The sequence below is a fragment of the Thiorhodospira sibirica ATCC 700588 genome, assembly GCF_000227725.2.
GTDB classification, from domain to species: Bacteria; Pseudomonadota; Gammaproteobacteria; order Ectothiorhodospirales; family Ectothiorhodospiraceae; genus Thiorhodospira; species Thiorhodospira sibirica.
Map to the genome: position 1 here is coordinate 2,424,616 of NZ_MU255056.1, position 11,973 is coordinate 2,436,588.

Sequence of the window (11,973 nt, forward strand, 5' to 3'; positions counted from 1 at the left end):
GTTTGTTTTGTTGCCGCGACGCTGGGTTGTTGAGCGGACCTTTGGCTGGCTGAACCACTCACGCCGTCTGAGCAAGGACTACGAGCGCTTGATGTCGAGCAGCGAAGCCTGGATTTATCTCGCAATGAGTCGACTGATGGCTAACCGCTTGGTTTGAGGCGGTAGTTTCCAAACAGCTTCTCACTCCCTGGGTGGTTAGCAAAGGGGCCGATGCGGGTGTGATTCCCGATACTGACAGGCTGGCGCATGAATTGCGCAAAGCCTTGCGGCAGCGCGCTTACAAGCTCAGTGCCCTCTGTCTTGAAGATGCGCGCAGCCAGCGTCTGGTCGGGCATCTGGTGCATTATGTGGCGCATGCCTTGCTCTCTGAGGGCTTGCAGGTAGAACAGGCAGAGGTCGCGGTGTATCCGCTGGAGCTGGCCAGCCGTGGCAGTGGTACGCAGTTTGTCGCATATACCTGGACCGGGCACGTCCAGTTAACGGTAGATGCGGCGGTATTACCCTGGCTGAGTCTGCTGGCGGTTTGTGGTGGGGGTGAGAATGCCGACAAGGGCTTTGGCGGCATTGAACTGCGCGCCCTGGACCAATCCTGTCCTGGTTTTGTGTTTTTTGGATAGTCTTGCAATGCGCTTGTCTTTGGTTTTTTTTCCTGCACCTGTTGAGGCTTACACTCATGGTAAAAATCCTTTTCCTGCACGGCTGGCACGCCCGCCCGGGTGGTGTGAAGCCTTCGTTTTTGCGCGATCAAGGTTTTGAGGTGATCAATCCTGCGCTGGATGATGATGATTTTCAGCGGGCGGTTTTGGTCGCACAGGCTGCGTATGATGCGCATGTCCCTGAGGTCATTGTCGGCTCTTCGCGGGGAGGTGCGGTGGCAATGCATGTGCAATCTGCGGATACGCCGTTAATACTGCTGTGTCCGGCCTGGCGCGATCATGGCGGAATGGTGCCGGTTAAAACGAACACCTGGATTTTGCATTCACCGCACGATGAGGTTGTGGCGTATGCAGACTCGGAAACGCTGTTGCAGCAAAGCGGCCTGGCTTTGTCGCAGTTGATCACAACCGGCACGGATCATCGTCTGATTGACCCGGATTCTTTGGGCATACTGCGTGCGCTGTGCGAAAAGGGCGGGCGTGCTTGAGGTGATTGCCCCAGGGGCAAGGGGGCGTAAAAAAAACCGCAAAGCCTTTGGCTTTGCGGGTTTTTGCGTGCTACTGGATAACGGGGTTACATCTGCTGCTTAGAAGCTGATGAACAGGCCGCCGTTGATTTCGTAGTTGACGCCAGTGATGTAGCCTGCGCGTTCGTCGCACAAGATGCCGACGAGGAAGGCAACTTCTTCCGGCGTACCCATGCGTCCTGCGGGGATTTGCGCAACGATCTGCTGGCGCACTTCCTCGGCAATCGCCTGGGTCATTTCCGTGGCAATGTAGCCCGGTGAAATGGTGTTGACGGTGATACCTTTGCGGGCGACTTCCTGAGCCAGTGCCATGGTAAAACCATGTACCCCGGCTTTGGCAGCGGAGTAGTTGGTTTGCCCGAACTGGCCGCGCTGTCCGTTGACCGAGGAGATGTTGATGATCCGTCCCCAGTTGCGCTCCAACATACCATCGACCACTTGGCGGGTGACATTGAATACGCTGTTGAGGTTGGTGGCCATCACGGCCTGCCAGTGGCCCAGCTCCATTTTACGAAAAGTTTTGTCGCGGGTGATACCGGCACAGTTGACCAGGATGTCGATCGGGCCAACGCGGCTTTCGATGTCCTTGATCATCTTTTCGCAGTCTTCATAAGAAGACACGTCACCGGAGGCCAGCTCAAATTCCAGCCCCTGTTCGCGCTGTTTTGCCTGCCACTTTTCGGCGAGGTCTTTTTCTGGCGGATAGTAACCCGCCACGACCTTGAAGCCTTTGCGTGCCAGTTCTTGAGAAATTGAACTACCGATTCCACCGATACCACCGGTGACGAAAGCGATGCGTTGTGTCACAGATCCACCTTTCCCGGCACCACTGCCAGGTGCTGTCTTTCAGGAGGTCGCTTTTTCAGCGGCCTTCTGGAATGTTTCACTTGCGGCCTGCATGTTAGTGCCGGCCAGTTTGGTCTGCTCGTCGAGAACCTTGGAGATTTCTTCACGAGCCCCGGTCAACACTTCCGCTGCAGTGCGGTAGGTGTCCAGGCATTTTTGGGCGTATTCCTGAGCCAGCTTGGTCTGACCGGACATCATTTCCTGATAGCCTTTGGCCTTGCCCATCAGCTCAACGCCCTTAACGCCAGTTTCTACCCAAGCGTTGCCCAAGTCAAGCTGATGCTTGAACAAATGTTCGCCGGTGCGCATGTTGATTTCGCTCAACTTGCGCATCGCGTCAAAGCTTTCCTGGGCCATTTTGTTGTAGGTTTCGATCAGTTGGTTTTGCATGGTGATATCTCCGGGTTTTTATGCCACTGCAGCGCATATTGTGCAGTGCAGCATTTGTGCGCTGCAGCATAAAAAACTTTATTGCGGTTGTCAAGCTATTTTTTATCCTTACGGTCGGCACCGGGCGGGATAAATCCGGCGGCCTTGAAGAAGCTTTCTTGCATTTCGCGCCAGATTTGCAGATTTTTATCCGCAATATCGCTCCACGAGACCATATTGTGATCCGGGATCAATTCATCCATCTGGGCGCGCATCCGCGTTTGTTGTTCGGCATACAGTTGCAGGGTCTGATGCAAGAAGCTGGAAAAGGCATCTTGCACCGATTCATCATAAAAGCGGATGAAGCGGGTCAGAATCTCGGTGGTAAACAGCGGATTGCCGCTGGCTTCCTGCTCGGTGATGATCTGAATCAGGATGCTGCGGGTGATGTCGTTGCCGCTTTGGCTGTCAATCACCTGAATGTCTTTATCCTGACGCACCAGGGTTTGCACATCACTGAGCGTAATATAACGACTCTCTTCGGTGTCATAAAGACGGCGGTTGGGGTATTTTTTAATCAGATAAGGTTCAGCCACGGTGGTATCCTGCAAAATGCTTAATTTAAGAGTGATTTCAGGCGACTTGAAAATGTATGGACGATGGATGGGAGGGGGCTTTGGATCAGGCCCGAATTGTCGCAAGCGGCTAGGGAGCGGTCAGCCGCGAATACTGGCAAACGCGATATAGGTGTCGGTTTCACTGCGTACACGGCCAGGGCTGCACTCGTCGCTGACAAGGGCAGCCCTTTTGGGGAATCAAGGCGGGCTAGTCGATACGCTCAACCGCCAGGGCCACCCCTTGGCCACCACCGATACACAAGGTCGCCAAACCTTTTTTCGCCTGGGTACGCTGCATTCCGTGCAACAGGGTCACCAGTACACGCGCCCCGGAGGCGCCGATGGGGTGACCGATGGCAATGGCACCGCCGCTGACATTGACCTTGGACAGATCCCAGCCCAGTTTGCGATTGACCGAGATGGCTTGGGCAGCAAAAGCCTCATTGGCCTCGATCAGATCCAGGTCGTGCGGGGTCCAGCCGGCTTTTTCCAGGCAGCGCATGGTGGCCGGAATCGGCCCGGTGCCCATAATCGCCGGATCAACCCCGGCGCTGGCAAAAGAGACAATGCGTGCCAGTGGCTTGAGTCCCATGCTGTCTGCCAAGGCACGGGTGGTCACCATTACCGCAGCAGCGCCGTCGTTAATCCCCGAGGCATTGCCCGCCGTGACTGAACCGTCTCGCTTGAAGGCCGGACGCAGTTTGCCCAGCGCCTCAGCGGTGACGCCGGCACGCGGGAATTCGTCCTGATTGAAGATCAGCGGATCGCCTTTGCGCTGCGGGATGCTGATGGGCACAATCTCATTGCTAAAATAGCCGGCCTTGATCGCGGCCTCGGCGCGCTGCTGGGATTGTGCGGCAAAGGCGTCCTGCTCTTCGCGGCTGATGCCAAATTCGGCGGCGATGTTTTCGGCAGTATTGCCCATGTGATAGTCATTGAAAGCACACCACAGGCCATCGGTGATCATGGTGTCTTTCATCACCCAATCGCCCATGCGTTGCCCATTGCGCGAACGGGGCAAGGCATGGGGAGAGAGCGACATATTTTCCTGACCCCCGGCAATCACGATCTTGGCGTCCTGACAATGCACCGCCTGCCACGCCAGATGCACGGCTTTCAGACCTGAGCCGCATACCTTGTTAATGGTCAGGGCGGAGACCTCATGGGGCAATTTGGCCTCAAGCACCGCTTGGCGGGCGGGATTTTGTCCCGACGCTGCGGTGAGCACTTGACCTAAAATCACCTCATCAATCTGCTCAGGCTTGACGCCGGTCTGTGCCAAAAGCCCCTCAATCACCCGTGCGCCGAGCTGATGCGCCGGAATTTCTGCCAAAGAACCGTTAAAATTGCCGACGGGGGTGCGCAAGGCGCTGACAATAACAATATCTTCATGACTCATAGATGATTTACACAGCCTGTATTCCTGCCCGGAGGCGGGAAATGGCCGAATCTCCTGTTGGGTTGGGTTTTCAAGAAAATCACGCAAGGTACGTGCTGTTAGCATCTTTAACCATCACCAGGCGAGCAATTTCCCTACTCGCCCAGCGCACTGTTTGCCCTGATCCAGGCGCACAGCTGCCTAGGCATTCAAGAAAATCACGCAAACAGCAAAGCGTATAAATGTACAATACTATCATGTTGCATGGATAGATTTTGTTGCACTGCACAAAAGTCGTGCTAATATAGCATAACCTAAACCACGATGCTGCATATCGTATGCAGCACCTTTTAACGGAGATACCCTATGGCAGGTTCTGACGCAATTACCGAGCAATGGCTCGAAACCCAGCGACGTTATTGGGATGCCTGGCTGGATATGACTCGCAAGGGGCTGCAGGCTGGTACTGATAAAAACCCCGGCGCGATGCCCTGGTCTGGGGCGATTGATCAATGGTGGAAAAGTGTTTCTAGCACAGCCCCAGCGGGGACGCAGGATTTTTTCTCGCAGATGGTCAACATGGGCAAAAGCTATTTTTCCATGGTAGAGAATATGGGCAGCGCGCCCGGTGGAAAAAACAGCGCCGAGATGATTGATCGCTGGACCAAGCAGATGACCCAAGCCTTTGAACAGGCCAGCCAAGGCATGTTCAAAAGCTCCGATGCGGCAGCAAATCCAGTGCTTGACTTCTGGACCGCGCCGTTTGAGCAATGGTCCAAGGCTTCCTTTAGCCAGTTGCCCCTGTCTATGGACTTTTTCAAAGGCATGAGCGGGCCTGCTGCAGGCAATGATCTGTTTGCCCCCTGGGAGCGCCTGCTGTCGATGCCCACTGTGGGCTATAGCCGCGAGGCCCAGCAACAGCAGCAACAGCTGGGCAAGTTGCTGATCGCCTATCAGCGCGCCTCACAGGACTATCAAAACAATCTCGCCAAGGCCGGGATGCGCTCTGTTGACATCTTCAAAAAGCGCCTGGATAAGTTGGCCAAGGATGACAAGCCGATCAACTCCACGCGCCAGGTGTTTAACGTGTGGGTGGATGCCTGCGAAGAGGTTTATGCCGAATACGCACTGTCTGAGGAATACACCAAGCTCTACGGCGGGATGGTCAACAGTCTGATGGCGCTCAAGCAGCATGTCGGCAAAATGCAAGATGACATGCTCGAAGCCATGAACATGCCGACCCGTGCAGAAGTCGATACCTTGCAAAAACGCCTGCATGAAACCCGCCGCGAATTGCGCAGCCTGCGTACTGAGCTGAGCCGCCTGCAAAAAGCGACCCAGGGCGCGATGCCAACGCCTGCCAAAGATCAGGCCATGATCACCGTCGCCGCAGAAGAAGCAAGCGACGCTGAGGAAGATGACGACAGCGCAGACACAGACCCCAGCACCGGGGGACCCAGAAAGCCGCGTAACCCACGGAGAAAGAGCTCGTGAAAAACCCCATTGAAATTCGCCCGGATGAAGCCCTGGAAGAACTCACCACCTTTCAGCGCAAGCTGACCCACGGCTTTCAAAATCTGCTGGAAATGGGCGACGAAATCCCCACCGGCGTGACCCCGCGTGAAGTCATCTATCAGGAAGACAAGATGACCCTGTATCGCTATCAGCCCTCCACCACCGCCGTGCAAAATCCGGTGCCGGTGCTGATTGTCTATGCCTTGGTCAACCGTCCCTACATGACTGACCTGCAAGACAACCGCTCCACCGTCAAAGGGCTTTTAGAGGCTGGCATGGATGTCTATCTGATCGACTGGGGCTATCCGGATCGCAGTGACCGCTATCTGGGGCTGGATGATTACCTTAACGGCTATCTGGATCGCTGCGTAGATGTGATCTGCGAACGCCACAAGCGCGATGCCATCAACCTGCTGGGCATCTGCCAGGGCGGCACTTTCAGCCTGTGCTACAGCGCGATGCACCCGGAAAAGGTCGCCAATCTGGTGACCATGGTCACCCCGGTGGACTTCCAGACCCCGGACAATATGCTCTCTGCGTGGGTGCAGCATGTGGATATTGATCTGGTGGCCGATACCCTGGGCACCATTCCGGGGGAGATGCTCAACTGGACCTTCCTCAATCTCAAGCCCTATCGCCTGATCATGCAAAAATACATCGACATGGTCGATGTGCTGGAAGATAAAAAGCAGATTGACGGCTTTTTGCGCATGGAAAAATGGATTTTTGACAGCCCGGATCAGGCTGGTGAAGCCTACCGCCAGTTTTTGAAGGATTTCTATCAGCAAAACAAACTGATCAACGGCGGACTGGTCATCGGTGATTACGAAGTGGATCTGAAAAACGTCACCATGCCGGTGCTCAACGTTTTTGCCACCGAAGACCACCTGGTGCCACCGGATGCATCCAAGGCGCTCAAAAACGTGGTCGGTACCAAAGACTATACCGAGATCTCCTTTAAAGGCGGACACATCGGTATCTACGTCAGTGGCCGCGCCCAAAAAGAAGTGCCTCCCTCCATCGGTCGCTGGCTCGACGAGCGCACTTAAAACCGCCCCAAACCTTGCGCCATAAGGTTGCCTGAGCGCCGCCCTCCCGTGTAAAGGGGGGCGGCTTTCCCGGTTTAAGAGGGTTTGCTCAGCGACGGCTCAATGGCACTTTCTGACAGCGGTTTAAGCTCATCAAAGTTGGTGGCAACCCGATGTGTTGCCGTACTTTGCGGGGTGATAACATCGCTGGGCAGGTTGAGGTTTTCATCCTCTTTCTTTAAGGTTTTGACCCCGCCGCCAAAATGGATGCGCCATTCCAGATCGCCGCTGGAATCGGCTTTAGAGAGCGCTTCTTGCAGGTTGATCTGGCCCGCCTTGTAAAGATCAAACAGCGACTGGTCAAAGGTCTGCATACCGACCGCCGCGCCTTTTTCCATAATTTCCTTGATGCCGTTGATTTCGCCTTTGCGGATCAGCTCGGCAATATAGGGCGTGTTGATCATCACCTCTACCGCCGGCAAGCGCTTGCCGTCTTTACCCAGCACCAGACGCTGGGAGACGATGCCGCGCAGATTCAATGACAGGTCCATCAGGATTTGCCGCTTGGCATCTGACGGGAAAAAATTGATGATGCGATCCAGGGCCTGATTGGCATTGACCGCATGCAAGGTCGATAAGGCCAAATGGCCGGTGTCGGCATAGGTAATGGCCGCTTTCATGGTATTGAGGTCACGCACCTCACCGATCATGATCATATCCGGGGCCTCGCGCATGGCCTCACGCAGGGCATTGTCATAGCTGTGGGTATCCAGCCCCACCTCACGCTGCCCGATAATTGATTTGCGATGGGTGAAGATGTATTCAATCGGATCTTCCACGGTGAGGATATGGCCGGTGCGTGTACCATTGCGGTAGTCAATCATCGAGGCCAGGGTGGTCGATTTGCCTGAACCGGTGGAGCCAACGACCAACACCAGACCATTATTGTGCAGCACCAGATCCTTGAGCACCGGCGGTAAACGTAGCTGTTCAATGGTGGGGATTTCCGATTTGATGTAGCGAATCACCATCGCCACCTCACCGCGCTGTAAATAAATATTGACCCTGAAGCGCCCCAGCCCGCTGACAGACAAGCCCAGGTTCATCTCCTTATGGCGCTCAAACTCACTGATCTGCTCTGCGCTCATCAGATCATAGGCCATCTCCTTGACCGCACCAACGCCCAAGGGCGTGCGGCTGATGGGGCGCACCACCCCATCAATTTTCACACTGGCCGGGGCCCCGGTGGTGAAAAAAAAGTCGGAAGCGCTTTTTTGCGCCATGAGTTTTAGATACGGATCAATCTGCATCACATCCCTCCGAGATTAGCGTGGGCAAAGCAATGATTGCGTACCGCATTGGCCGCGATGGCGTAAGGCATGATCCAGTAACACCATCGCCAGCATCGCCTCAGCAATGGGGGTGGCGCGAATGCCGACGCAGGGGTCATGGCGTCCGGTGGTGATAATCTCCACGGGCGCATGGTGCACATCCACAGTACGGCCCGGAATGCGGATACTGGAAGTCGGCTTGAGTGCCATCGAGACCACAATATCCTGGCCGCTGGAAATCCCGCCCAGAATCCCCCCGGCATGGTTGGATAAAAAGCCCTGCGGGCTGATTTCGTCACGGTGCTCGGTGCCTTTTTGGGTGATGCAGCCAAAACCGGCGCCGATCTCTACGCCCTTGACCGCATTGATGCCCATCATGGCATGGGCAATGTCGGCATCCAGCCGATCAAAAATCGGCTCACCCCAGCCTGCCGGTACGCCAGAGGCCACGACATTGACCCGGGCACCGATGGAATTGCCTTCCTTGCGCAGGGTATCCATGTACTGCTCCAGCTCCGGGACTTTCTGCGCATCCGGGCAGAAGAAGGGATTGTTTTCCACCTCCGCCCAATCCAGCCGCTCAATCACAATCGGGCCGAGTTGTGCCAGATAGCCACGCACCTGCACGCCCCATTGCTGCGCCAGGTATTTTTTTGCAATCGCCCCGGCGGCCACGCGCATCGCCGTTTCGCGTGCCGAGCTGCGCCCGCCGCCGCGATAATCCCGCAGGCCGTATTTTTTGAAATAGGTGAAATCGGCGTGACCGGGACGGAAACGATCAGCAATCTCGCGATAGTCCTTGGAGCGCTGGTCCTCGTTTTCAATCAACAGCGCGATGGGCGTGCCGGTGGTTTTGCCTTCAAACACCCCCGAGAGGATGCGCACCGTGTCGCTTTCGCGGCGCTGGGTGGTATGGCGCGACTTGCCTGGCCGCCGCCGTTCCAGATCGGGCTGGATGTCGGCCTCGCTCAAGGCCAGTCCCGGCGGACAGCCATCCACAATGCAGCCAATCGCTGGCCCGTGGCTTTCACCAAAGGAGGTGACACAAAATAACTTACCAAAGGTATTGCCAGACATAATCTCAAGGGTTTTCAGCGTGACTGCCACGGCAGCCAGGGTTATCAGAATCGCCACATCGCGGGCGCATCGAAAGAAGAAATATTCGTGTCAATCCGTGTGCATTCGTGGTGCAATCCCGCACCACAGATGGCGGTGCAGAGGCTATCCCCGCCGCCATAGAGCCATCAGCAGCAATAGACCCGCCAAGGCCACCATCCCTGCCGCCGCATAAGGTATCCCCAGATAGCCCGGCAGGTTTTCGGCAAACAATAGCAGCAAAGTGGCGCAAATGAACAAGGTTGCTGCCAATACCGTGAGGCTGCTGCGCTGCTGGGCGCGGATGATCTCCTGGCGTAGGGCCTCCAGTTGCGGGGCGCTGATGTCTCGGCGGGTGCGGCCCTTGGCCTCATGCAACATGATCTCATGCATAAGCCCCGGCATCTGGGGCAATTTTTCCAAAAACACCGGCAACCCGTACTTGGCCCCGCGAATCATCGCCCGCAAACCCACCTGCTCATCAATCCAGCGTTCGATAAAGGGCTTGGCGGTTTTCCACAAATCCAGATCAGGATACAAATCCCGCCCCAGCCCTTCGATATTGAGCAGGGTTTTTTGTAGCAGCACCAGTTGCGGCTGTACCTGCATATCGTAGCGCCGCGCCGTCTGAAACAGGCGCAATAAGAGTTGCCCGAAGGAGATGTCTTTAAGCGGGCGCTGGAAAATCGGCTCGCAGACGCTGCGAATCGCCGATTCCAGTTGTTCGGTGCGGGTATCGGCAGGCACCCAGCCAGATTCCACATGCAGCTCGGCTACCCGGCGATAATCGCGATTGAAAAAGGCGTGGAAATTTTCTGCCAGATAGCGCCGGTCTGCCCCGGTCAGCGTGCCGACAATGCCAAAATCCACGGCGATATAGGTAGGATCCTCGGGGATATCAATGTCGATGAAGATATTGCCGGGGTGCATGTCGGCATGAAAGAAATTGTGCCGAAACACCTGCGTAAAGAAGATCTCCACGCCGCGCTCCGACAGCAATTTAAGATCCGCCCCGACCGCAGACAAGGCCTGCATATCTGCCACCGGCACGCCGTGGATGCGTTCCATCACCATCACCTGACGGCGGGTGTAATCCCAATAGATCGTCGGAATATATAAAATGGAAGAGCCGCTGAAATTGCGCTTGATCTGGGTCGCATTGGCGGCCTCACGCATCAGATCCAGCTCATCAAGGATGGTTTTTTCATATTCGGCCACCACCTCCACCGGACGTAGCCGGGGGCCTTCCGACCAGTAGCGTTCTGCCAACTGCGCCATGATATACATCAGCTGAAGATCGCGGCGAATCACCGGCAAAATATCAGGGCGTACCACCTTGACCACCACAGGCTCGCCGCTGTGCAATACGGCAGCGTACACCTGCGCAATCGAGGCCGAAGCCAGTGGGGTTTTATCAAAGGCCAGAAAGACCTCGCTGATGGGCTTGCCCAGCGCCCGCTCGATGATGGCAAAGGCCTGTGCATCAGGAAACGGCGGCACACGATCCTGCAGCCGCGCCAGCTCCTTGGCAATGTCATCGGGCAGCAGGTCACGGCGCGTGGATAGCATCTGGCCGAATTTGATAAAAATCGGCCCCAGATCTTCCAGGGTGCGGCGAATCCGCTCACCCCGCGAGGCGCGCACCCGCCGAAACCAGTTCCACGGCGCCAGATAGAACAAAAAGCGAATCGGGCGCAGCAGATGAATGGCAAAGATAACCTCATCCAGACCGTGACGGATCAACACGCGATTGATGGTGATCAGGCGCAATAACTGCATCGGACGCAAGAGGATCACAGCATCGGCTCCACCGCCTGGGTGCACAAAAGACGGGCATTCACGGTGCGTTTTTGCGTTTGTGCCCTTTATGCAAGGCCACAATACCGCCACTGAGATTGAAGTATTCACACTGAGTAAACCCGGCCAGATCCATCATCTGCAACAGCGTGGATTGGTTTGGATGTACGCGGATGCTTTCCGCCAGATAGCGGTAGCTGGCACTATCGCCGGTGATGGCCTTGCCCATCAGCGGAATCACACTGAAGGAATACAGATCGTAGAGGGGTTTAAGGCCCGGCACGGTTGGGTGGGAAAATTCCAGCACTAGCAATTTCCCGCCCGGCTTGAGCACCCGATGCATGGAGGCCAGGGCGGTATCTTTGTCAGTGACATTGCGCAGGCCAAAGGCAATGGTGATCACATCAAAATAATTATCCTGAAACGGCAGACATTCGGCATTTCCCTGCACATAGCGCAGATTGCCGACCAGCCCCTCATTGACCAGGCGCTCGCGGCCACGATTGAGCATGGAGGCATTGATGTCACACAACACCACCTCGCCCTGTTCACCGACTATGCGGGAAAAACGCGCCGCCAGATCGCCGGTGCCGCCTGCCAGATCGAGAATCCGTGAGCCGGGGCGTGCGCCCGCCGTTTCAATGGTGAAGCGTTTCCAGATGCGGTGGATGCCAAAAGACATCAGATCATTCATCAGATCATATTTATCGGCCACCGAATGAAAGACCTCACCGACACGGTGTACCTTTTCCTTTTCTGGAACTTCCTGATAGCCAAAATGAGTTTTTTTGTCGTCAGACATGCAGCACGGCTC

The 11,973-nt window shown here is 55.8% G+C and carries 13 protein-coding genes; 5 read left to right on the plus strand and 8 right to left on the minus strand.

Annotation, left to right across the window (positions count from 1 at the left end):
• The 3 genes from THISIDRAFT_RS11290 to THISIDRAFT_RS11300 form a co-directional block, all read left to right on the plus strand.
• Positions 1-157, plus strand: a 157-nt coding sequence (locus THISIDRAFT_RS11290; RefSeq protein WP_221914047.1) for a transposase, incomplete at its 5' end; no start/stop codon positions are given.
• A gap of 61 nt (positions 158-218) precedes the next feature.
• Positions 219-617: a hypothetical protein gene (locus tag THISIDRAFT_RS11295; protein ID WP_139064058.1), complete on the plus strand. Its 399-nt coding sequence runs from the start codon at positions 219-221 to the stop codon at positions 615-617.
• A 56-nt stretch (positions 618-673) separates the two neighbouring features.
• Positions 674-1,144 carry an alpha/beta fold hydrolase gene (locus THISIDRAFT_RS11300; RefSeq protein ID WP_006788005.1) on the plus strand — a complete coding sequence of 157 codons (471 nt, stop codon included), beginning with the start codon at positions 674-676 and terminating at the stop codon, positions 1,142-1,144.
• A 99-nt stretch (positions 1,145-1,243) separates the two neighbouring features.
• Here the strand turns inward: THISIDRAFT_RS11300 and phbB are convergent, their stop codons facing one another.
• The 4 genes from phbB to THISIDRAFT_RS11320 form a co-directional block, all read right to left on the minus strand.
• Positions 1,244-1,990, minus strand: coding sequence for an acetoacetyl-CoA reductase (phbB, locus tag THISIDRAFT_RS11305; RefSeq protein ID WP_006788004.1), 747 nt, complete (start codon positions 1,988-1,990; stop codon positions 1,244-1,246).
• Between the two features lie 39 nt (positions 1,991-2,029).
• Entirely contained in the window at positions 2,030-2,419 is a 390-nt protein-coding gene (locus tag THISIDRAFT_RS11310) for a phasin family protein (protein ID WP_006788003.1), read from the minus strand.
• A gap of 95 nt (positions 2,420-2,514) precedes the next feature.
• Positions 2,515-2,994: a polyhydroxyalkanoate synthesis repressor PhaR gene (gene phaR / locus THISIDRAFT_RS11315; protein WP_006788002.1), complete on the minus strand. Its 480-nt coding sequence runs from the start codon at positions 2,992-2,994 to the stop codon at positions 2,515-2,517.
• Positions 2,995-3,223: 229 nt separating this feature from the next.
• A complete protein-coding gene (locus tag THISIDRAFT_RS11320) occupies positions 3,224-4,414 on the minus strand; it encodes an acetyl-CoA C-acetyltransferase (protein WP_040852728.1) in 1,191 nt (396 codons plus the stop codon).
• Positions 4,415-4,759: 345 nt separating this feature from the next.
• Between THISIDRAFT_RS11320 and phaE the strand changes: the two genes are divergently transcribed.
• Entirely contained in the window at positions 4,760-5,887 is a 1,128-nt protein-coding gene (gene phaE / locus THISIDRAFT_RS11325) for a class III poly(R)-hydroxyalkanoic acid synthase subunit PhaE (protein ID WP_006788000.1), read from the plus strand.
• Positions 5,884-6,957 (plus strand): class III poly(R)-hydroxyalkanoic acid synthase subunit PhaC, encoded by a 1,074-nt coding sequence (locus tag THISIDRAFT_RS11330; protein ID WP_006787999.1) that lies wholly within the window; start codon positions 5,884-5,886, stop codon positions 6,955-6,957. Before phaE ends, THISIDRAFT_RS11330 begins: the two co-directional genes overlap by 4 nt.
• A gap of 74 nt (positions 6,958-7,031) precedes the next feature.
• Here THISIDRAFT_RS11330 and THISIDRAFT_RS11335 read toward each other — a convergent pair whose 3' ends face one another.
• The 4 genes from THISIDRAFT_RS11335 to ubiE form a co-directional block, all read right to left on the minus strand.
• Complete coding sequence (locus tag THISIDRAFT_RS11335; protein WP_006787998.1) at positions 7,032-8,246, minus strand: PilT/PilU family type 4a pilus ATPase; 1,215 nt, start codon at positions 8,244-8,246, stop codon at positions 7,032-7,034.
• A gap of 15 nt (positions 8,247-8,261) precedes the next feature.
• Positions 8,262-9,344, minus strand: a complete 1,083-nt coding sequence (gene aroC, locus THISIDRAFT_RS11340; protein ID WP_040852742.1) for a chorismate synthase — start codon at positions 9,342-9,344, stop codon at positions 8,262-8,264.
• Positions 9,345-9,488: 144 nt separating this feature from the next.
• Complete coding sequence (ubiB, locus tag THISIDRAFT_RS11345) at positions 9,489-11,141, minus strand: ubiquinone biosynthesis regulatory protein kinase UbiB (protein ID WP_040852726.1); 1,653 nt, start codon at positions 11,139-11,141, stop codon at positions 9,489-9,491.
• A 58-nt stretch (positions 11,142-11,199) separates the two neighbouring features.
• Entirely contained in the window at positions 11,200-11,961 is a 762-nt protein-coding gene (gene ubiE / locus THISIDRAFT_RS11350) for a bifunctional demethylmenaquinone methyltransferase/2-methoxy-6-polyprenyl-1,4-benzoquinol methylase UbiE (RefSeq protein WP_006787995.1), read from the minus strand.
• Positions 11,962-11,973 lie beyond the last annotated feature (12 nt).

Coding starts and splice junctions, on each gene's coding strand:
- THISIDRAFT_RS11300 (WP_006788005.1), top strand. CDS start 674: ATGGTAAAAATCCTTTTCCTGCACGGCTGGCACGCCCGCCCGGGTGGT.
- THISIDRAFT_RS11310 (WP_006788003.1), bottom strand. CDS start 2,419: ATGCAAAACCAACTGATCGAAACCTACAACAAAATGGCCCAGGAAAGC.
- THISIDRAFT_RS11320 (WP_040852728.1), bottom strand. CDS start 4,414: ATGAGTCATGAAGATATTGTTATTGTCAGCGCCTTGCGCACCCCCGTC.
- phaE (WP_006788000.1), top strand. CDS start 4,760: ATGGCAGGTTCTGACGCAATTACCGAGCAATGGCTCGAAACCCAGCGA.
- THISIDRAFT_RS11335 (WP_006787998.1), bottom strand. CDS start 8,246: ATGCAGATTGATCCGTATCTAAAACTCATGGCGCAAAAAAGCGCTTCC.
- aroC (WP_040852742.1), bottom strand. CDS start 9,344: ATGTCTGGCAATACCTTTGGTAAGTTATTTTGTGTCACCTCCTTTGGT.
- ubiB (WP_040852726.1), bottom strand. CDS start 11,141: ATGCAGTTATTGCGCCTGATCACCATCAATCGCGTGTTGATCCGTCAC.
- ubiE (WP_006787995.1), bottom strand. CDS start 11,961: ATGTCTGACGACAAAAAAACTCATTTTGGCTATCAGGAAGTTCCAGAA.